17 protein-coding genes are annotated in these 20,034 nt (G+C 64.0%); 8 read left to right on the top strand and 9 right to left on the bottom strand.

Translation table 11 applies throughout. The features are described from left to right. Positions 1-56 precede the first annotated feature (56 nt). The gene (locus FHR94_RS11250) at positions 57-1,862 is read left to right on the top strand and encodes an ABC transporter transmembrane domain-containing protein (protein ID WP_183325814.1); all 1,806 of its coding nucleotides are present in this window, start codon (positions 57-59) and stop codon (positions 1,860-1,862) included. Positions 1,863-1,867: 5 nt separating this feature from the next. Here the strand turns inward: FHR94_RS11250 and FHR94_RS11255 are convergent, their stop codons facing one another. Together FHR94_RS11255 and FHR94_RS11260 are read right to left on the bottom strand one after the other, a co-directional pair. After that, on the bottom strand, positions 1,868-2,185 hold the full coding sequence (locus FHR94_RS11255; RefSeq protein ID WP_183325815.1) for a cupin domain-containing protein: 318 nt from the start codon (positions 2,183-2,185) through the stop codon (positions 1,868-1,870). A gap of 22 nt (positions 2,186-2,207) precedes the next feature. Next, a complete protein-coding gene (locus tag FHR94_RS11260; protein WP_183325816.1) occupies positions 2,208-2,969 on the bottom strand; it encodes a metallophosphoesterase in 762 nt (253 codons plus the stop codon). A gap of 132 nt (positions 2,970-3,101) precedes the next feature. Between FHR94_RS11260 and FHR94_RS11265 the strand changes: the two genes are divergently transcribed. Further along, the gene (locus tag FHR94_RS11265) at positions 3,102-5,039 is read left to right on the top strand and encodes an aconitate hydratase (protein ID WP_183325817.1); all 1,938 of its coding nucleotides are present in this window, start codon (positions 3,102-3,104) and stop codon (positions 5,037-5,039) included. Positions 5,040-5,105: 66 nt separating this feature from the next. Continuing rightward, positions 5,106-5,444, top strand: a complete 339-nt coding sequence (locus tag FHR94_RS11270) for a SaoD/DsrE family protein (RefSeq protein WP_183325818.1) — start codon at positions 5,106-5,108, stop codon at positions 5,442-5,444. Positions 5,445-5,524: 80 nt separating this feature from the next. On the opposite strand, the gene trkA is transcribed toward FHR94_RS11270, so the two are convergent. The 5 genes from trkA to FHR94_RS11295 all read right to left on the bottom strand — a co-directional run bounded on the left by trkA (position 5,525) and on the right by FHR94_RS11295 (position 12,910). Next, positions 5,525-6,898, bottom strand: a complete 1,374-nt coding sequence (trkA, locus tag FHR94_RS11275) for a Trk system potassium transporter TrkA (protein WP_183325819.1) — start codon at positions 6,896-6,898, stop codon at positions 5,525-5,527. A 64-nt stretch (positions 6,899-6,962) separates the two neighbouring features. Continuing rightward, positions 6,963-8,342: an RNA-guided endonuclease IscB gene (iscB, locus tag FHR94_RS11280; RefSeq protein WP_183325820.1), complete on the bottom strand. Its 1,380-nt coding sequence runs from the start codon at positions 8,340-8,342 to the stop codon at positions 6,963-6,965. A gap of 347 nt (positions 8,343-8,689) precedes the next feature. Then, positions 8,690-9,391, bottom strand: coding sequence for a response regulator transcription factor (locus FHR94_RS11285; RefSeq protein WP_183325821.1), 702 nt, complete (start codon positions 9,389-9,391; stop codon positions 8,690-8,692). Continuing rightward, positions 9,381-11,309 carry an ATP-binding protein gene (locus FHR94_RS19680; RefSeq protein ID WP_183325822.1) on the bottom strand — a complete coding sequence of 643 codons (1,929 nt, stop codon included), beginning with the start codon at positions 11,307-11,309 and terminating at the stop codon, positions 9,381-9,383. The genes FHR94_RS11285 and FHR94_RS19680 overlap by 11 nt, the downstream gene beginning before the upstream one ends. 110 nt (positions 11,310-11,419) lie before the next feature. Continuing rightward, positions 11,420-12,910, bottom strand: coding sequence for a TrkH family potassium uptake protein (locus tag FHR94_RS11295; RefSeq protein ID WP_425485372.1), 1,491 nt, complete (start codon positions 12,908-12,910; stop codon positions 11,420-11,422). A 261-nt stretch (positions 12,911-13,171) separates the two neighbouring features. Between FHR94_RS11295 and FHR94_RS11300 the strand changes: the two genes are divergently transcribed. Beyond that, positions 13,172-13,423, top strand: a complete 252-nt coding sequence (locus tag FHR94_RS11300; RefSeq protein ID WP_183325823.1) for a hypothetical protein — start codon at positions 13,172-13,174, stop codon at positions 13,421-13,423. 123 nt (positions 13,424-13,546) lie between these two features. On the opposite strand, the gene FHR94_RS11305 is transcribed toward FHR94_RS11300, so the two are convergent. After that, positions 13,547-14,614, bottom strand: coding sequence for an acyltransferase family protein (locus FHR94_RS11305; protein ID WP_183325824.1), 1,068 nt, complete (start codon positions 14,612-14,614; stop codon positions 13,547-13,549). A 293-nt stretch (positions 14,615-14,907) separates the two neighbouring features. Here FHR94_RS11305 and FHR94_RS11310 point away from each other — a divergent pair, with 293 nt between their 5' ends. The 4 genes from FHR94_RS11310 (at position 14,908) to FHR94_RS11325 (ending at position 18,741) form a co-directional block, all read left to right on the top strand. Continuing rightward, positions 14,908-15,786, top strand: a complete 879-nt coding sequence (locus tag FHR94_RS11310; protein ID WP_183325825.1) for an NAD(P)-dependent oxidoreductase — start codon at positions 14,908-14,910, stop codon at positions 15,784-15,786. A 91-nt stretch (positions 15,787-15,877) separates the two neighbouring features. After that, positions 15,878-16,624 (top strand): DUF72 domain-containing protein, encoded by a 747-nt coding sequence (locus tag FHR94_RS11315; protein ID WP_183325826.1) that lies wholly within the window; start codon positions 15,878-15,880, stop codon positions 16,622-16,624. Positions 16,625-16,713: 89 nt separating this feature from the next. Then, entirely contained in the window at positions 16,714-17,559 is an 846-nt protein-coding gene (locus FHR94_RS11320) for an AAA family ATPase (protein ID WP_183325827.1), read from the top strand. A 3-nt stretch (positions 17,560-17,562) separates the two neighbouring features. Continuing rightward, positions 17,563-18,741, top strand: a complete 1,179-nt coding sequence (locus FHR94_RS11325; protein ID WP_183325828.1) for a vWA domain-containing protein — start codon at positions 17,563-17,565, stop codon at positions 18,739-18,741. Between the two features lie 42 nt (positions 18,742-18,783). Here FHR94_RS11325 and FHR94_RS11330 read toward each other — a convergent pair whose 3' ends face one another. Further along, positions 18,784-19,908, bottom strand: coding sequence for an endonuclease/exonuclease/phosphatase family protein (locus tag FHR94_RS11330; RefSeq protein ID WP_183325829.1), 1,125 nt, complete (start codon positions 19,906-19,908; stop codon positions 18,784-18,786). Positions 19,909-20,034: the final 126 nt, after the last annotated feature.

The following is a 20,034-nucleotide window of genomic DNA, read 5'->3' on the forward strand; positions in this document are numbered from 1 at the left end:
CAGGTCCCTTGGCACACTGGTATCTTGGCTACCCACTGCCGATGCCGAGCCCGCTCATGAGCGCCCACCCCGATCCGCGAATCCTGCTGCGCCTGCTGGGCATGTTGCGACCCTACCGTCGGCGGCTGCTGGTGGCCGGCCTGATGTTGTTCCTCGCCGCGGCCAGCGTGATGCTGCTCGGCCAGGGGCTGCGCCTGGTGATTGACCAGGGCTTTCTTGCCGAAGACCGCGCCCGCCTCAACGAGGCACTCGTCATGATGCTCGCCGTGGTGGCCGTGCTGGCCGGTGCCTCGGCGCTGCGCTATTACCTGGTGAGTTGGATTGGCGAGCGGCTGGCCGCCGACCTGCGTCGCCGGGTATTCGACCACCTGCTCACCCTCGAGCCCGGTTTCTTCGAGCACGCAAAGGGAGAAAGCGGCGGTGCCGGCGAGATCGCCTCCCGGCTGACGGCCGACACTAGTGTACTGCAGAGCCTGTTCGGTTCGTCGCTCTCGCTGGCCCTGCGCAACCTGGTGATGCTGGTCGGCGCGGTGGCCCTGATGCTGGTGACCCAGCCCTGGCTCTCGGCGCTGGTCCTGCTGGGGATCCCCGCTACGGTGCTGCCGATCCTGTGGTTCGGTCGTCGGGTACGTCGCCTCTCGCGCCACAGCCAGGACCGGGTGGCCGAACTCGGCCGCTATGCCGGCGAGTCGCTGGCCGGCATCCGCACGGTACAGGCCTTCACCCATGAAGAGATCGAGCGGCGGGACTACGGGGCGCGCGTCGAAGAGGCATTCGGCAGTGCCGTGGCCCGCACCCGCCAGCGGGCCTGGCTCACCGGTATCGCCGTACTGGTGGTGTTCATCGCCGTGGGGATCATGCTGTGGCAGGGTGGCCAGTCGGTACTGGCCGACACCCTGACCGCTGGCGAGCTGTCGGCCTTCGTCTTCTATGCGGTGCTGGCGGCCGGCGCCGTGGCAACCCTTGCCGAGGTAGCCGGCGATGTGCAGCGGGCGGCCGGCGCCGCGGAACGTCTGCTGGAGCTGCTGACGGCGCGGCCCCGCATCCGGGCGCCGGCCCAGCCGACCCACTTGCCCACGCCCGTGGCCGGCGACTTGCGCCTGGAGGGGGTGCGCTTCACCTATCCTGGGCGCTCCCAGCCGGCCCTCGATGCCCTCGACCTGCATGTCCGACACGGCGAGCGCGTGGCCCTGGTCGGCCCCTCCGGCGCCGGCAAGAGCACCCTACTCAGCCTGCTGTTACGCTTTTACGACCCGGATGTAGGGCGAATCTGCCTGGATAGTCTCGACCTGCGAGACCTGGACCCGCGGGTACTGCGCTCGACCATGGGCCTGGTGGCCCAGGAGCCGGTGCTGTTCACCGGCAGCGCCGCCGAGAACCTGCGCTATGGCCGGCCCGATGCCCCCCTTGAGGCACTTCGCGATGCGGCCCGAGACGCCAACGCCCTGGCCTTCATCGAGGCCCTGCCACAGGGTTTCGACACACCCCTTGGCCCCGGCGGAGTCCAGCTGTCCGGGGGCCAGCGCCAACGCCTGGCCATCGCCCGGGCGCTGCTCAAGAACCCACGCATCCTGCTGCTGGACGAGGCCACCAGCGCCCTGGACGCCGAGAGTGAGCGCCAGGTGCAGCAGGCCCTCGACCGTCTGATGCAAAACCGCACCAGCGTGGTGATTGCCCATCGCCTGGCCACGGTGGTGGCCGCCGACCGTCTGCTGCTGCTCGACGGCGGGCGCCTGGTGGCCGCCGGCCGGCACGACGAACTGCTCGCGACCAGCACGCTCTACCGCCATCTGGCGGAACTGCAGTTCGGGGTCGCCGAGCCGGGTAAGCCGACAGGTGAGACGGCGGCACCGGGCCGGTGAATGCCTCAGGCAGGATAGTGCACCGCCAACCAGATGGTGTCGCGCTCGGGATCGGTCCAGGCCACCCGATGCCGACGATGGGCGGGAATCTGCAGGTGGTCGCCCGGGCGCAACCTGACCGCCTCGCCGTCCTCGAAGACGACCTCGCCCTCGCCCTTCAGCACTATCACCCACTCGTCCCAGGCCTGGTCATACCAGCCCGAGGTCGGCGAAGTGTGGCCCCGCGAGACGATGCGCTCCACCCGCACTGCCTCGCCCGTGACCAGGGTCTCGAACCGCTCGTCGTCGAGACGGTCCGGAATGGCGTCGAAGAGGTTCGGCATCGCGATCTCCAGGTAGGAGGTGTCACACCTCGATCACCAGCTCGGGACGGAACAGCGGCGGGTCGAACTCGTCCGGATAGCCGCCGGGATTGGCGATGACCCGGGTGCCGTTCACCTCCCGCGTTACCGGCTCGTGCACATGGCCGTGGATCCAGACCGCCATCCGCCCCATCAGCCGCGGCAGGTGCGAGGCGAAGGCCGGCGAGAGGTCGTCGTCTCGGTAGCGGGGCGGAATGCACTCGGCCAGCGGGGCATGGTGGCTGATCACCACCCGCGGCCCGGCGAAGGGACGCGCCAGTTCGGCCTCGAGCCAGGCCAGGGCCGCGGCATGCAGCCGTCGGCTCTCCGCCGGGCTGAACACCTCTCCTTCCGGCTGCTCGATGATGCGAAAGTCCGGCATCAGACAGCGCGCGGTTTGTTCGATCAGCGCCGGGTCGTGATCCGGCCGATCGACATGCAGGGCGAAATCGGTCCAGAGGGTGGTGCCATGGAAACGTATCCCGCCCAGGGTCAGGCTGCGGTTGTCCAGCAGGTGAACCCCCTGGCGCTCGGCCTCGACGGCCAGTTCGGCACGCAGGGCCGGCATGGAGGTGGCATAGAACTCGTGGTTGCCGGGCACATAGAGGATCGGCCTGCCGACGAAGCGCTCGGCGGCCCAGGCGAGGCCTTCGGTCTCACGGTGGATGTCGCCGGCCAGGATCACCATGTCGGCCGCCACCTCCGGCAGCTCGCGCCCCCCGTCGAAGTGTTCCAGGTGCAGGTCGGACAGCACCCTGATGCGCATGAGTGACCTCTCTGTCGGCAGGAACCGTTCTCACACCATAGCATCCTTGCCACCGCCCCCCTTATCCCCGATCCATGCCTGACCTCGGCCCAGGCTCGGCTAGACTAAAATGAGGGATAGCCAGGAGGTGTCATGACGCGACTCAATGTGACTCAGAAACTGATCGATGCGCACCTGCTGAGTGGCCATATGGTGGCGGGCGAGGAGATCGGGCTGGCCATCGACCAGACGCTGACCCAGGACGCTACCGGGACCCTGGTGATGCTGGAGTTCGAGGCCATGCAGCTCGATCGGGTGCGCACCGAACTCTCGGCCCAGTATGTCGACCACAACCTCTTCCAGGAGGACTTCAAGAACCCCGACGACCACCTGTTCCTGCAGAGCGCCTGCCGCAAGTTCGGCGTCTGGTTCAGCCCGGCGGGCAACGGGGTCAGCCACCCCGTCCATCAGGAACGCTTCGGCATCCCCGGCAAGACACTGGTCGGCTCGGACAGCCATACGCCGGCGGCGGGTGCCCTGGGCATGTTCGCCACCGGCGCGGGCGGGCTGGAAGTGGCCCTGGCCATGGCCGGCAAGCCGCTCTACCTGAAGATGCCCGACGTGGTGGGCGTGGAGCTGACCGGCGAGTTGCCCGACTGGGTCAGCGCCAAGGATGTGGTTCTGGAGATGCTGCGCCGCTTCGACGTCAAGGGTGGAGTGGGCAAGGTGTTCGAGTACTACGGCCCCGGCCTCGATAGCCTGAGTGCCATGGATCGCCACGTGATCGCCAACATGGGCACCGAGATGGGGGCCACGACCTCGGTATTTCCCTCCGATGGCGAAGTGAAGCGCTTCCTGGAACAGCAGGAACGCGGCGACGACTGGCAGGAACTGCTCGCCGACGACGGCGCCGACTACGACGAGCATGTATCGCTCGACCTGTCGACGCTGGAGCCGCTGATCGCCCTGCCCAGCAGCCCCGGCAATGTCCGTCCGATACACGAGGTGGCCGGCGAGGAGATCTATCAGGCCTATATCGGCTCCTCGGCCAACCCCGGGCTTCGCGACTTCGCCGTGCCAGCGATGATGGTCGAAGGCCGTCAGGTCCCCCCCGGGGTATCGTTCGACGTCAACCCCACTTCACGCCAGATCCTGGAGATCCTCTCCAACGAGAGCTACCTGACACGCCTGATTCGGGCCGGCGCCCGCCTGCACCAGGCCGGCTGCAATGGCTGCATCGGCATGGGCCAGGCCCCGGCCAGTGGACGCAACAGCCTGCGCACCGTGCCGCGCAACTTCCCGGGGCGTTCCGGCACCCCCGAGGACCGCGTATTTCTGTGCAGCCCGGAGACCGCCACCGCCTCGGTCCTGACCGGCAAGATCACCGACCCGCGTGACCTGGACATGGACTACCCGCGCTTTCGCGAGCCCGAGCAGGTGGCGGTCAACCGCGAGATGCTGCTCGCCCCTGCCGAGGACAGCGGCCTGGTGGAACTGATCAAGGGACCCAACGTGAAGTCGCTGCCGGCGTTCAAGCCCATCCCCGCCTCCTTCACCGGGCCGGTACTGCTCAAGCTCGGCGACGATGTCTCCACCGACGAGATCATGCCCGCCGGCGCCGAGGTGCTGCCGCTGCGCAGCAACATCCCGGCCATCGCCGAGCACGTGTTCCGGGCCGTCGACGGCGACTTCAGCCAGCGTGCCCATGATCTGCAGGGCGACGGCTTCTTCATCATCGCCGGAAAGAACTACGGCCAGGGCTCGAGCCGCGAGCATGCCGCCATCGCCCCGCGCTACCTGGGGCTGCGCGCGGTATGCGCGCTCTCCTATGGACGCATCCACTGGCAGAACCTGGCCAACTTCGGCGTGGTGCCGCTGACCTTCACCGACCCCGAGGATCTCGAGGCCATCGAGCAGGGCGACGAGCTGGCTCTGGACGATATCATCGCCGCCCTCGACAGTGGTGAGGACATCACGCTCCACAACAGGACTCGCGATCAGCGCTATACCATGCGCCACGACCTGAGCCGACGCCAGATCGACATGATCCGTCACGGCAGCCTGATCGAGCTGGTACGACAGGAGACCTAGGAGGTGATGCCGACTGCTCCCAGAAGTCCGCGCCGCCATTCCTACCTTCCCCCAGGAGAGACCATCATGAAGGTCGCCTACCTGTTTGCCACCCAGCGCCATAACGTCTCCCACGTACTTGCCCGCCTGATTCTTCCGCAACTGGAAGAGGGTCGGCATGGCGCCGAGGTGGTCGGCATGTTCTTCTTCGAGGACTACAACTATGTGCTGGTGGATGGTAACCCCATCGGCGAGCGCCTGCATGCCGTCGCCGAGCAGAGCGGCATGCTGCTCATGGGTTGCGATCGGTGCTGCTACGAGCGCGAGATCGCCGACCGGCTGATACCCGGTATTCCCATCGGCTGCTTCCCCGACCTTTACGCCGCCCTCGCCGGCAACCCACCCGATCAGGTGATCACGCTGTAACGAGGCGAGGGTGATATCGGGTGGCTGCTTCTAGGTGACTGCTCCCCGCCCGGGTGGGCGAGGCTTCCCGCGGATTTTTGCTAAAAGAAGCTCAATCCCACCTGGAAGAGCCGTTCCACATCGCGGATGCGGTGCCTGTCGATCACGCACAGGATGACGTGATCCCCGGATTCCACCACCACGTCGCCGTGGGCGATCAGCACCTCCTTGCCGCGCACGATAGCCCCGATGGTGGTGCCACTGGGCAGGTCGATCTCGCCGATGGCACGCCCGACCACCCGGGAGGAGTGGAGGTCACCGTGGGCGATGGCCTCGATGGCCTCCGCCGCTCCACGGCGCAGCGAGTACACGTTGACGATGTCGCCGCGCCGCACGTAGGTGAGCAGGCTGCCTATGGTGGTTTGCTGGGGGGAAATGGCGATGTCGATCTCGCCCCCCTGGACGAGATCCACATAGGCGGCGTTGTTGATCAGCGTCAGCACCTTCTTGGCGCCCATGCGCTTGGCCAGCAGCGACGACATGATGTTGACCTCGTCGTCGTTGGTCAGGGCGCAGAAGATGTCGCAGTCCTCGATGTTCTCCTCCTCCAGCAGCCGCTTGCTGGTGGCGCTGCCATGCAGCACCACGGTGCGGTCGAGGTGTTCGGAGAGCAGGGTGCAGCGCTCGAGGTGGTGCTCGATGATCTTGACCTGGTGGCTGTGCTCCAGGTGCTCGGCCAGACGCTCGCCGATGTTGCCGCCGCCAGCGATCATCATCCGGCGGAAGTCGTGCTCCAGGCGCCTGAGTTCGCTCATCACCGCACGGATGTCGCGGCGGGCGGCGATGAAGAACACCTCGTCGTCGGCCTCGATGACGGTGTCGCCGCGCGGAATGATCGGCCGGTTGCGGCGGTAGATGGCCACCACTCGGGTATCGACGTTGGGCATGTGGCGGCGCAGGAAGCCCAGGTCCTGACCGACCAGCGGACCGCCGAACACCGCCTGGACCGCCACCAGCTGGACCAGGCCCCCGGCGAACTCCAGCACCTGCAAGGCGCCGGGGTGCTCGATCAGCCGGTGGATGTGGTCGGTGACCACCTGCTCGGGGCTGATCAGCACGTCGATGGGCACCGCCTCTTGGGCGAACAGTTCCTTGCGGGCCAGATAGGCGGTGGCGCGCACCCGGGCGATCTTGGTCGGCGTGCGGAACAGGGTGTGGGCCACCTGACAGGCGATCATGTTGACCTCGTCGGAATTGGTCACCGCGATCAGCATGTCGGCATCCTCACCGCCGGCCTGGCGCAGCACCATGGGGTAGGACCCCGCCCCGGTCACGGTGCGGATATCCAGCCGGGTGTGCAGTTCCCTCAAGCGCTCGCCGTCGATGTCCACCACCGTGATGTCGTTCTCTTCACGGGCTAGATGCTCGGCCAAGGTGCCGCCGACCTGACCCACGCCCAGGATGATGATCTTCATCAGTTTACGCGGGATACCCCGCCCTTTGAGAGCGGGGAGGGATAGCGCGTCGCCCTAAGGGCGACTATGCCACCGCTCTCCCTTCTCCTCTATCGTGAGTGAATGGTGTCAGGTGATAACGGTAGCCATCACCTCGCTGGATCACAGTGCAGTGGCGGTAGGAAATCCCCTGCACAACGCCGTGCTCGGTCTGGATGTTGAAGCTGCCGGTCTGGCGGATCGCCACACGACCCACATGGGTGCCGGCCTTTTTGCCGTTGGGCACTACTGCCTTGACCATATCGCCGGTCTGGAAGCCGTGCACCTGCTTCCGGCGCATCAGGGTGCCGCGTGGAAAGCCAAACTTATCCAGGCGAGTGCGCTGGTAGCTGCCCCGGCCCATGGCCCTGAGAGTCAGCGTCGGCACCTGCCAGCCGTGCAGGGCCTCGACCTGACCGACACAGGCGGCATCCAGCGCGTGCGTCTTGGGGATGCCGAGGCGCTGACGGTTGTACTTGGTCAGGCCGCCTGTCCCTACCGCGACAGGCAGCCCCTTGCGTTTGAGGTTTCGGTTCAGCGCCCAGCGAGTGGTATTGACGGCACTGGCATCGCGCAGCGGCCTGTCGTGCTGCTGGATAACCCGCCGGTAGCGGGCGTCTGCCGATTGGCGATGCTGTCTCAGCCGCTTTTTTAGTCCTCTGGCGGTGGCAAAGAAGGCATCCAGCGTGTCGGCGCTCTTCTCCTGATTGCAGTCATGGCAGGCCAGCGTCAGATTGCCGATGCGATTTGACCCCCCGCGCCGGCGCGGCTCGATATGCTCGATCTCCAGCGGGGTGTTCCTGGCGCCGCAGTAGGCGCACTCGCGCCTCCACTTCTCCAGCAGGTACTCGCGGATCTCGTAGCCCAGCAGGGTGCCCTGCTGGTACTCGACGCCGGAAATCTCGGGATTGTCGAGCTTCTGGGTGTCGAAGCGCACCAGCTCCTGGCTGAGAGAGGTGATCGGTGCCAGGCGGCAGAGCCGATCCACCCAGGCAGAAAGGGTATCGACACGGTGCTGCAGGCTGGGCGCCAGCCAGCCGTCGCGGCGGGTGCGATTGTCGAAACGTGGCGCACGATGACGCAGGTTCTTGGTGCGACGGCGGCGGCGGAAGGCACGGCGCTGATCCAGCGCCTCACGGATCTGAAAGCCGCGATGCACCAGCTCGAACAGACACAGCACATGACGCTTCCCGACCTCTCTCTCTTCGCTGTTTTCGCGCATCAGCGCCAGCCCGGTGATACGGCTGCCGGGGTCGATGCCCAGCCTCAGCGGCTGCGTCTCGCCGTCCACTCGATCCTTGAGGCGAATGGTGAATGGATAGCGCTTGTGCACCACGGCCCGGCCTCGCGCCAGCATCAGCCGAGCCCGCTTTTCCGAGCACGGCATCAAGGGCCGCTTCTGTCTATCCAATACGAAAACCGCCATAGCGATTTCCTCCTTGTCGTTGCCCTTACGGGCCTTGTGCCGTGGGCCTGTCGGCCCATCTCCCCTCGGGAATGTCCATGACCGGCTCCTGCGTTGCCGCAGCGATCAGAACCTTCGGCGCTTTACCTTTCGCCAGCATGATCCTGATCTTCCAGCGCCCACCGCTGAGGAAGCACGGTGGGGTGGGTCTTGACGACCTGTCACGAACGTAGCGGGTGGGTGTCCGCTTTCCCTGGTCAACCGAGCCTGCTTTCACAAGCTCCGCCCTTCAGGGCAGGGTAATTGACGGTTCGCCTCCGGGGGTCCGAGTGGTTCCTACATGGACAGGAAGGTCACGACATGGCGCGTCATGGCTCGGTCAACAGGCGGTAGCCGATACCGGCCTCCGTCTGCAGCAGGGTCGGTGATTGCGGGTCGTCACCCAGCTTGTGGCGTAGCTTGCTGATCACGATCCGCAGATAATGGGAATCGTGGGCATGGACGGGCCCCCAGATCTCGCGCAGCAACTGGGTCTGGGTTACCACCCGACCGGCCTGGCGCACGAGTCTCTCCAGCACGGCGTATTCCTTGGGAGTCAGATGAACGGGCATGTCATTCAACCGTACACGCCGAGCTTGGAGGTCGATGCATAGTCCCCCATGCCGGTAAGGCGGGATGGCTTCTGACGACGTGGCAAGGGATTGGCGCCTCAGCAGAGCACGGATGCGGGCCAACAGTTCGCGGATACCGAATGGCTTGGTCACATAGTCATTAGCCCCATTGTCCAGGGCCTGGACCTTTTCATTCTCCTGCTCGCGCACGGAGACCACGATCACCGGCACATCGCTGTGCCGCCGCAGGACTTCCAGAACGGTCTGACCATCCATATCCGGCAGCCCAAGATCCAACAGTACCAAGTCGATACCGCCGGCCTGGATCATCGGTATGCTTTCTGCCCCGGCGGCTGCCTCGATCACCTCGAATCCCTGCGAACTTAGACTGATGCGCAGGAAGCGGCGGATCTGCGGTTCATCATCGATGACCAGGATCCTAGAGCGTTCAACCGGCATCAGGGACCTCCTCGGGCGCTGGCAGGGGGAGACGAATCTCGATGGTGGTACCATGACCATCCGAGCCAGGGCGGGCGGCGATGGTGCCACCGTGGGCCCCCACCATGCCGCGGCAGATCGCCAACCCCAGCCCGGTGCCATGGCGGCCACGGTCGCCCTCGCCGCCAGTGAAGAACATGTCGAACACGGCGTCGCGTTGGGCCGGGGCAATCCCGGGGCCCTGGTCGCTGATGCGCAGGACCAGCCAGCCCTGCTCCGATAAGGTTTCACCCTGAATCCGGATCCGACCATAGGGTGGCGAGAAGCGTGCCGCATTGTCGATGATGTTGACCAGGCCCTGCTCGATCAGCGCCGGATGCACATGCAGCAACGCTAGGTCATCGGGCCAGTCACACTCCACGGGCAGTCCTTCCAGTGACGGACCCAGACGTTTGAGTGCCGAGGCCACCAGATCCTCAAGGGAGACCCAGTCGCGCTCGACCCGGAGGCTGCCCTGCCCCAGGCGGGTCATGTCCAGCAGGTTCTGGATATATCGGTCGAGACGCTCGCTCTCGCTGAGAATGCTGTCGAGTAGCTCGTGTTTGTCCTGGTCGCCTAGCTGGGCATCGAGTTCCCGTAATGCGCTGGCTGAACCGATGATCGACGCCAGCGGGGTTCTCAGGTCATGAGACACCGAGGAGAGCAGGGCCGAGCGTAGCCGTTCGTTCTCCTCGGAAAGCCTGACGGCACTCAGGTCATCGACCAGGCGTGTTCGCTCCAAGGCCATGGCCAGTTGGCGGACCAGCGCATCGATCAAGGCCTCCTGGTCGGCGCTGGGAACGCTGTCACGAACCGACAGCTTGAGGCCCACGACCCCCAGCAGACGCCCCTGCTCACAGAGGAGGATGAAGCGCCAGGCCAACTCCGACAATTCCTCGCTGCCGAATCCGCATGTCCGTCCCCGCTGAGCACACTGCTGTGCGGCCTCTTCGGCGGCGGGATCCAGCACACTGCCGGCCGGGAGTGCCTGACGAATGCGCAGAGGGGCGCCCCTGGAATCAGCCTCCAGGATGACCACGGGTACCGAGAGCCAGCGCTCCAGCGTCGAGGCACCGATCTGGCGTACCTGATCTCGATCGGTGGCCACGGAGAGTGCCCGGGAGTATTCCAACAGGCGATGGGTATGCTCACGATTGGCACGCAGAGCCATCAGGCGCTGGCGACTACTGCCGGCCAGCTGGCCGACCACCAGGGCCACCAGCAGGAAGAAGGACACGGTGAGCAGCTGCTCCTGCTCGCCCATGGCCAACGAGAAGCGTGGCTGGGTGAAGAAGAAGTTGAAGGCCAAAAATCCCAGGACGGCACTGAGCATCGCCGCCCGGGTACCGGCCAGGGTGGCACTGGTCAGCACGGCGGCGAGAAACAGCAGGGAGAGGTTGGCCAGTTCCAGCCAGACGCTGAGTCCCCAGGCCATCCCCAAGGCCGCAAGGGTGGTCGCGATCGCAATCGCTGGCTCCTGCCAGCGCCAGGCCTGCCAACGCGGCCTGGGTCGCCAGCGCTCACGGGGGGCGCCGCCCGACATCACGATCAGATCGAAACTGCCTTCGTGCTGGGCCAACCGGTCGGGCAGCGAACGACGCCAGATCCGCCAGCCGGAGGGCCGTGAGCGGCCCACCATCAGGGTCTGTACCTGCTGAGATTCGGCGTAGTCGAGCAGCTCATCGGCCCAGCCCTGGCCCTGAAAGCATCGTGTCTCACCGCCCAGGCGGATGGCCAGGGCGAATGCCCGCTCGATACGCAAGCGACGTCTGCTGTCTTCGCGTCGTGCCTCGACGTGGACCGCTCGCCATCGTATGCCGTCACGCTGAGACAACCGGTGCGCAGCACGCACCAGATCGCTGTCCTGCTGACCACCACTCAGGGCCACCAGCAGGGTCACGCGCGACGGTCCATTGGCCCCTGGCCTATGCTCGTATTGCGCTTTCCCGCTTTCCCGGCTGGCGATTGATAATATATCGTCCATCAGGCTCCTCGTCTCTCGTGCCTACACTAGCGACGCCAGAACATAGGGGTCAGGAGCACCAGCACCGTCAGGATTTCCAGCCGTCCCATCAGCATACCGATGCACAGCAGCCACTTGGCGGCCTCCGGCAGGGTGACGAAGTTGCCCGACGGCCCGATGATGTCACCGAGTCCTGGCCCCACGTTGGCCACGGCCGTGGCGGCGCCGGACAGGGCGGTGATGAAGTCCAGGCCCAACAGCGCCAGCCCCAGCGCGACTCCGGCAATGGTCAGGAAAAAGAAGAAGGAGAATGCCACCACCCCTCGGGTAATCTCGTCGGTCAAGGGCTGACCATTGTAGCGCGAGGCAAACACACCGCTGGAATGGATCAGGAAACGCAACTGGCTAACCAGCAGCAGCATGGCGATCTGAAACCGGAAGATCTTCATGCCTCCCGCGGTAGAACCGCTGCAGCCCCCGACGAAGGTGAGGTAGAAGAAGGCCACCGTGGCCATGGGGCCCCAGAGCGTATAGTCATCCGAGGCATAGCCGGTAGTGGTGACTACGGAGATGACGTTGAACACCACATGAGTCAGGGCTTCGAAGGGCGGGGTTCCCAGCCACATGCGCCAGCCGGTCAGCAGCAGGCAAACGATCGTGAGCAGGGTGAGCAGGCCGTGCACCTGCTGGTCTCGCCACAGTGCCATCCTCGCGCCTCGCAACACCCGAATATAGAGTACGAAGGGAAGCGATCCGCAAAGCATGAACAGGCTGGCTAGCCACAATAGGTGCGGGGATTGCGCATAGGCGCCGAAGGAAGCATCGGAATTGGCGAAGCCACCCGTGGCCACCGACGTCATGGCGTGGACCACGGCATCCAGGGGTGCCATGCCGCCCAGCCAGTAGGACACCATCGCTAACACGGTGATGCTGCCATAGACACCGAGGGTGGCCTTGGCGATACCGCCAGTGCGTGGTAACACCTTTTCGGACCAGTCGGAAGATTCGGTATGAAACAGGCGCATACCACCGACCTTCAGGAAAGGGAGGATGGCGATGCCCATGACGATAATGCCGATGCCACCAAGCCACTGCATGATGCCTCGCCACAGCTTGAGGCCATCGGAAAGGTCACCGATGCCGACCAACACGGTCGAGCCGGTCGTGGTAATGGCCGATACCGACTCGAATACCGCATTGGTGAAGGAGAGTTGGGGGGCACCCAGGATCAGCGGCAGACTGGCGAATCCGCTGATGGTGACCCAGCTCAGGGTCGTTAACACGAACATCTGCCAGGGCTTGAGTTCCACGGGGACGTGAAAAGTGACGGTCCAGGTGAGGGCTACTGCCGAGAGCACGAGGAGGATCGACAGACCGAATGCCATGGCGTCGGGATCCTCCTCGATCAGCAGCACTCCCCAAGGCAGAACCATGAATAGCGCCAGGACCAGCCAGAGGACCGAGGCAGCCTTGAAGACCGGCGCCCAGAGTCGAGCACGCTCTATCACTTGCCGATGCAGGCGCAACGTCCTGGACATGCTATTTCCCCAGCCATGATATCCGGGAACTCATGAGATCATGGCGCGATATAAAAAATCCGTAAAAATTGTGGACCGCCGACCACGAAGGCGAGGAGAAGACGCTGCTTTAGCGCCACGATGTAAAGAATGCGTAAAAATAGCCGACGTGGCCAACCAAGGTTCTTGCAAATCATGGCGCGCTGCCTGACCCTTTCACTACATGATATTTAGTGACCAGTCTCTACTGATTTTTTCTTCCCGCCGCCAGGGCCAGATCTCATGTCTCAGGAAGATAACCCGCTCTCTTTTCATACCGTTTCCGCAGCCGCCCAGTCTGTAAGTCCCGAAGTACGACGTGCTCACGCCGTATCGGCTGCCATGGAGCTGATTGTCGCCAAACTCAAATCGCCCGGTGGGGGAGATATCGATGCAGAGCTCCAGAAACTAGATGAATATGCCAACAGGATTCAGGAGGCGTTGCGCCATGCCAGGCCAGCAGAGAGCCTGACAGAGGTTAAAGACGACACATGACTCAACGGCGTTACCCACGGGTGATGTGATACCGGCGTGAGGCCTGCTGCTCAGTCCAACATGGTCGCCCGCCCCATTATCCGTCCAATTATTCATTGGCCCCGTTATATGATCGCCCTTGGCTCACCGACGCATATAGAGCGTTCGCTGCAGCAGCTTGTTGGACTTGAAAGGCAGGAAGAACAGCGACAGGAGATCATTTCTCTCGACAATCCACTTGATCGACAGCGGCGCCAGGACACTGATCAAAAAGGCAGTAAACGCCAGCCACATCCCATCGACCCTCTCCGCGGCCAGGCGCTCCAGCAGCGAATAGGTTCTGTCGCCGATATAATTATGGAAGATCAGTATATAAAGACTGGACTTTCCGAACATAACCAGAACTGACTGCATTCGTTTCAATCCTGCAATGAGCATCGAGATCTGCAAGATGAAATAGATGCCGCAAAACGCGCCGACTATCGACAACAAGGGGCTGACAAATACCCTCCTATTCAGGTCGATATGAGCATCACTCCACAGGGCAATGACCAGAAAAACCAGCAGGGAAAGCCCAAGCAGTGAACGCCTGAACCTCAAGTTGACAACATGGGTTCTGAGAAGCTTTCCTGCGACAAAGAATACCGATGTCACCAGAACAATGTCCATGCTGAACGGCAGTCCTGGCAAGAAATATGAATGTTTTAACAAGGATATATCGACTTGCCAGAATGTATCGATGTTATAGGCACCCACCAAAAGCAGCAGTATCAAGCACAGCCATTGCGCTGACAATGGCAGCCTGTTGAAGTAAGCATAATGGAACATGAGATACGCGAAACAATACACAAGAAACAGGTGAGTAAGAAACCACATGGGCTCCCACTGAATTGTATCGCCATTCCCATAGAGGATGCCGACAAGCTTCCCGGCCGGATCCCCGACATCTTTGAGCCATGTATAGGCTAGCAGAAGCAGTAGCACGGAAAAATAAGGCTTCAAGAGCGCTTCTGATTTTTTCCATAGGAAGACGCTCGGGCGGGACAAACACGTAAAGAACACGCCGGAAAGGAAGAAAAAAAGCGGCATCCGGAAGAGGGACATCGGCTCAATAACCCCCGGGAGGAAAACCGTCATTTCGCTATGAAACAATGCCACCAGCGTGATGGAGATGCCCTTCGCGATGTCGATATGCTCTACACGATCATTCATCCGTCTTCCTTGAAAGAGCTAATGGTTGGCCGGATGGCAGCACAGCTGTTCAGTGTTCAGTATCCACGGTACGCCTCCATCACGAGATACAATTATCAACATATAGCATTAAAAACTTAACTTTAGTTTCCAGTTGGCGCAATTGTGATTTTTCTCCCATGGTCTATCGCAAGAAAGTGAGCCATGCCGCTCGACGGCGGCTTCTGGTGGACAGAGCACGTGTTGGTGACTTGATAAAAAAGCCTGTCGTCGCGCATGCTTGTGACTTTCGCCTTCTGCCTGGAGACGTCCCCATGCCCCAACTCCGCCTCGGCTTCATCGGTATCGGCCTGATGGGAGATCCCATGACGCGTCGCCTGCTCCAGGCCGGCCTCGACGTGACCGTATGGAATCGCTCCCCCGACAAGGCCGAGACGCTGCGCAAGATCGGCGCACAGGTGGCGGGCTCCATCGGCGAGCTGGTGAAAGCGGTGGACGTGGTGCTGCTGTGCCTGGCCAACACCGATGTGGTGGAGGAGGTGGTATTCGGTAACGGCGGCGTGGCCCAGCACGGCCGGGCAGGCCAACGGCTGGTGGACCTCTCCAGCAGCGACCCAACGGCGACTCGCGACTTTGCCGAGTGGCTCGAGAGCGAGTGCGGCATGCGCTGGGTCGATGCTCCCGTCTCCGGCGGAGTGGCCGGTGCCGAGGCGGGCGAGCTGGCCATCATGGCCGGCGGCGAGGCAAAGGACATCGAGGCGATCCGGCCCCTGCTGGCCCCCCTTTCCACTCGCCTCACCCATATGGGCCCGGTGGGCAGCGGCCAGGTGACCAAGGTGTGCAACCAGATGGTGGTAGGCTGCCAGGCGGCGGTGCTGGCCGAGATGGTGGCTCTGGCCGAGGCCAGTGGTGTGGATGCTACCCGTCTCACCGAGGCGCTGGCCGGCGGCTTCGCCGACTCCAAGCCCTTTCGGATCCTGACGCCGCGCATGGCAGCGAGCGACTTCGAAGCCCCTCCCTGGCACCTGCGCACCCTGCTCAAGGACCTGGACATGGCAGTGGCCCAGAGCCAGCGCAGCGGCAGTGCCGCCCCCATGAGCGGCCTGGCCGCCCAGTTGATGCGTGCTCATGCCGGTCGCGGCCATGCCGCGCATGATCCGGCGATCCTGGTCGAGGCCTACCGCAACGCTTGAAGGCAGCGTCGCCCCGGCCTGGCGATATCAGGGGAGCGAGGCCATCCTGACCCTGGGTGCTGTTATCCCTCTCAGGGGGCGAGGAGGCCACATGAGCCGGACGGGACGTGTGCATATCGGGACCTCGGGCTATCAGTACGCTCACTGGCGAGGGGTCTTCTATCCGGACGCCCTGCCTCGCGAGCACTGGCTCGAGCATTATGCCGCACACTTCGCAACGGTCGAGATCAACAACACCTTCTACCACCTGCCCGACGCGGCCACCTTCCGGGCCTGGCGGGATGCCGTGCCCGCGGGCTTCCGGTTCGCGGTCAAGTTCAGCCGCTTCGGCAGCCACCTCAAGAAGCTGAAGGATCCCCACGACACCATCGGCCGTTTCCTGGAGGGAGCCAGCCTGCTCGGCAACAAGCTGGGGCCGATCCTGGTGCAACTGCCGGGAAGATGGCGCGTCAACACCGAGCGCCTAGACGCCTTTCTCGAGGCCACCCCGCGCGACCATCGCTGGGCGGTGGAATTCCGGGATGCCTCCTGGCTGTGCGACGAGGTCTATCAGGTGCTGGAGGCCCACCATGCGGCCCTGTGCCGGCACGACATCTTGCCCGACCACCCTCAACGGCTCACCGCCGACTGGACCTACCTGCGCTTCCATGGCGACCCCTATCGGGGGCGCTACTCCCCACAGTACCTTACCGCCCAGGCCCGGCGGCTTGTGGACCTCACGACGGACGACCGTGACGTCTACGCCTACTTCAACAACGATGAGGCTGGCTACGCCGTCGAGAACGCCCGACAGCTGCGCCGCTACCTCGCGCGCCGAGCTCCCCGGCCGATGGCGTAGGGCGCCTGCCGGGAGAGACGATTGTCCCGGCGACACCCCTTACGTACACTCGTTTGAATTTCTCCGACGACCTTCACACGAGGCGATCCATGGCGTTCGACAGCACTTCCACCTATGTAGCCACCGCGGCCCTGAAACAGGCGGTGAATGCCGCCGTGACCCTGGAGCGGCCGCTGCTGATCAAGGGCGAGCCCGGTACCGGCAAGACCCTGCTGGCCGAGGAGCTGGCCAGCTCACTGGGCACGCAACTGCTCACCTGGCACATCAAGTCCTCCACCAAGGCCGCCCAGGGGCTCTACGAGTACGACGCGGTGAGCCGCCTGCGCGACTCCCAGCTCGGCGTGGAGGGCGTGGAGAACGTGGCCAACTATATCAAGCCGGGCAAGCTGTGGGAGGCCTTCACCGCGGACGAGCGGGTGGTGCTGCTGATCGACGAGATCGACAAGGCGGACATCGAGTTCCCCAACGACCTGCTCCAGGAGCTGGATCGCATGGAGTTCCATGTCTACGAGACCGGCGAGACCATTCGCGCCCGCCACCGCCCGATCATCGTCATCACCTCCAACAACGAGAAGGAGCTGCCCGACGCCTTCCTGCGCCGCTGCTTCTTCCACTACATCGAGTTTCCCGACCGCGAGACGATGCAGGCGATCATCGACGTGCATTTCCCCGATATCGCGCCCAAGCTCGTCGGCGAGGCGCTGGAGGTGTTCTTCGACCTTCGCCAAGCCCCGGGCCTCAAGAAAAAGCCCTCCACCTCGGAGTTGGTGGACTGGCTCAAGCTCTTGATGGCCGATGACCTGGCCCGTGAGGCGCTCTACCAGCGCGACCCGGTGAAGGCGATCCCGCCGCTGGCCGGGGCACTGGTCAAGAATGAACAGGATACGCAGTTATTGGAGCGTCTGGCCTTCATGCTGCGTCGTCAGGGGCACTGAGCCATGTTTATCGGCCTGTTCGAGACCCTGAGGCGCCACGGCGTCCCGGTGTCGCTGCGCGAGCTGCTCGATCTGCACGCGGTGGTGGCGCACGGCGTGGTGGTCGCCGACCTGGAGGCCTTCTATCGGATCGCACGCACCGTCATGGTCAAGGATGAACGCCACTTCGACCGCTTCGATCGCGCCTTCGCTTCGTGGTTCGAGGGGCTGGAGAGCCTGGATGCGGCCATCGAGGCGTTGATTCCCGACGACTGGCTGCGCCGCGAGTTCGACAAGCAGCTCTCCGACGAGGAGAAGGCCCAGATCGAGTCCCTGGGCGGCCTGGAGGCGCTGATCGAGACCTTCAAGCAGCGTCTCGAGGAGCAGCAGGAGCGCCACGCCGGCGGCAACAAGTGGATCGGCACCGGCGGCACCAGCCCCTTCGGCGCCTACGGCTACAACCCCGAGGGCATCCGTATCGGCCAGGACGGCTCGCGACACCGCCGCGCGGTGAAGGTGTGGGACGAGCGGCGCTTCCGCGATTACGATGACTCTCTGGAACTCGGCACGCGCAACATCAAGATGGCGCTGCGAAGGCTCCGCAAGTTCGCCCGCCAGGGCGCGGCGGAGGAGTTCGACGTCGACGCCACCATTCGCGAGACGGCCCGCGACGCGGGGCTGCTCAACGTGCAGATGCGCCCCGAGCGCCACAACGCGGTGAAGGTGCTGCTGCTGCTCGACGTGGGCGGCTCCATGGACGACCACATTCGCACCTGCGAGGAGCTGTTCTCGGCGGCACGCGCGGAGTTCAAGCACCTGGAGCCCTATTACTTCCACAACTGTGTGTATGAAGGCCTATGGCGGGACAATGCCCGGCGGCACGGCGAGCGTATCCCGACGCTGGACGTGCTGCACACCTACGGCGCCGACTACCAGGTGGTGATCGTCGGCGACGCCGCCATGTCGCCGTACGAAGTGACCCACCCCGGCGGCAGCGTCGAGCACTTCAATGACGAGGCCGGCGCGGTGTGGCTCAGTCGCCTGGTCGACGCCTTCCCGCATCTGGCCTGGCTCAACCCCATGCCGCCCCGGACCTGGGAATTCACCCCCTCCACCCGGCTGATCCGCGAGCTGATCGAGGACCGCATGTATCCCATGACCCTAGAGGGACTGGAAAGCGCGATGCAGGCGCTGGCACGGTAGACCATCTCGGCCTCTGGCACCCCCTGTGGTCGCCTGTGCTGCTCACCAGGTGATGTGTACCGATACCGGCACGTGATCGCTTGTCTGGTTGGCCCGGGTCAACAGCGCGTTGATCCGCTGATGGATGGTATGTTCCACAAGGCCGGCGCCAGCCTTGATTCGCGGGCATGCCCTCTCGCCCACCAGCGACTGGGTGAAGAGAATGTGATCGATCAGTTGGAAGCGGGTGGAATCGATTGGCTCGGAAGGCAATGCCTCGGCGTCCGACCGGCGCCGGGACCACTCCTCGATCCGGTCCCGAAACCCGGTACTCCAGCGTAGCCGGTCGTCGAAGTCGAACAGGGCATGGTTAAGGAAGTGACGAGCGAAGAACACATCGCCCTGCATGTTGGAGACCAGGTCAAAGAACAGGAACTGCCGCTCGAAATGGCCCCTTCCGGGCCCGTCGTTCAGGTCGCCGAGAACGAAGATACGGGGCTGGGGATGCTGATCGAAACGTTGTTCGATGTAGCGCCGAACGTCATAGGCCTCGGTCGCGAGCCGGATGCGTGCCCGTAGCGCCTCGCTCACGAACTCCTCGGTCAATTCGCCCTGCTGATCGAAGGGGCTCATTCTGTTGACCTTGCTCTTCAGGTGCACGCCAATGAACTCGACCTCCACGCCTTCAAGGTTGAGCAGGAGCGTCTGGGGATGTCGCCAGTGGCTGTGTTGCTGGACGGCCAAATCGCCCCAATCGTGCACCGGCCATCTGGGCTGTCGGGTCAAGTCCCGCCAGACCCGGGGATCGAGCAGCGTGGCACGGGACGCCTGGAACAGGCCCTCGCGTACCAGGAACCAGATCCACTGGTTACCCGTGGCGACGTTGCCCTGCATAGCGTAGAGCTTCTGCAGGGCCCGTCGCGGGTTGGCGGGCTCCTGCTGCAGGATCGCCTCGGTGGCGGGGATCGTCGCCACCCGATAGCGTCCCTGTAGCCCGCCTGGCGAGCTTGCCCATGCCAGCAGATCCGGCAGGTTGCCCGGTCCCTCCTGAAGACAGAGGATATCGGGATCGATCGCCGTGATCTCGTCCACGATGCCCTGCAGCTTCGGTTTCCGGTTGTCCGACGGGATCGGCAACAACCTGCCCAGATGCTCGATGTTCCAGGTCGTCAGCTTCAACGTCGCCATACGCGTTTCTCCTAGGCAGCCCCGACCTCCAGACCTGCCACAAGCGCCTTCGACCTTAGGTTAGCAACTCCCTCGTCTTGTCGCCGGATGCCCCCTGTTCACGTCTCGTCGCCACCCTGGCGGTTC

Source organism: Halomonas cerina (assembly GCF_014192215.1).
Classification (GTDB): Bacteria; Pseudomonadota; Gammaproteobacteria; order Pseudomonadales; family Halomonadaceae; genus Halomonas; species Halomonas cerina.

Bases quoted from the DNA above. Each gene is read 5' to 3' on its own strand.
- FHR94_RS11330 (WP_183325829.1), bottom strand. From the start codon at position 19,908: ATGGCGACGTTGAAGCTGACGACCTGGAACATCGAGCATCTGGGCAGG.
- FHR94_RS11315 (WP_183325826.1), top strand. From the start codon at position 15,878: ATGAGCCGGACGGGACGTGTGCATATCGGGACCTCGGGCTATCAGTAC.
- iscB (WP_183325820.1), bottom strand. From the start codon at position 8,342: ATGGCGGTTTTCGTATTGGATAGACAGAAGCGGCCCTTGATGCCGTGC.
- FHR94_RS11295 (WP_425485372.1), bottom strand. From the start codon at position 12,910: ATGTCCAGGACGTTGCGCCTGCATCGGCAAGTGATAGAGCGTGCTCGA.
- trkA (WP_183325819.1), bottom strand. From the start codon at position 6,898: ATGAAGATCATCATCCTGGGCGTGGGTCAGGTCGGCGGCACCTTGGCC.
- FHR94_RS11265 (WP_183325817.1), top strand. From the start codon at position 3,102: ATGACGCGACTCAATGTGACTCAGAAACTGATCGATGCGCACCTGCTG.
- FHR94_RS11285 (WP_183325821.1), bottom strand. From the start codon at position 9,391: ATGCCGGTTGAACGCTCTAGGATCCTGGTCATCGATGATGAACCGCAG.
- FHR94_RS11320 (WP_183325827.1), top strand. From the start codon at position 16,714: ATGGCGTTCGACAGCACTTCCACCTATGTAGCCACCGCGGCCCTGAAA.
- FHR94_RS11305 (WP_183325824.1), bottom strand. From the start codon at position 14,614: ATGAATGATCGTGTAGAGCATATCGACATCGCGAAGGGCATCTCCATC.
- FHR94_RS11270 (WP_183325818.1), top strand. From the start codon at position 5,106: ATGAAGGTCGCCTACCTGTTTGCCACCCAGCGCCATAACGTCTCCCAC.
- FHR94_RS11260 (WP_183325816.1), bottom strand. From the start codon at position 2,969: ATGCGCATCAGGGTGCTGTCCGACCTGCACCTGGAACACTTCGACGGG.
- FHR94_RS11310 (WP_183325825.1), top strand. From the start codon at position 14,908: ATGCCCCAACTCCGCCTCGGCTTCATCGGTATCGGCCTGATGGGAGAT.
- FHR94_RS11300 (WP_183325823.1), top strand. From the start codon at position 13,172: ATGTCTCAGGAAGATAACCCGCTCTCTTTTCATACCGTTTCCGCAGCC.
- FHR94_RS11255 (WP_183325815.1), bottom strand. From the start codon at position 2,185: ATGCCGAACCTCTTCGACGCCATTCCGGACCGTCTCGACGACGAGCGG.
- FHR94_RS11325 (WP_183325828.1), top strand. From the start codon at position 17,563: ATGTTTATCGGCCTGTTCGAGACCCTGAGGCGCCACGGCGTCCCGGTG.
- FHR94_RS11250 (WP_183325814.1), top strand. From the start codon at position 57: ATGAGCGCCCACCCCGATCCGCGAATCCTGCTGCGCCTGCTGGGCATG.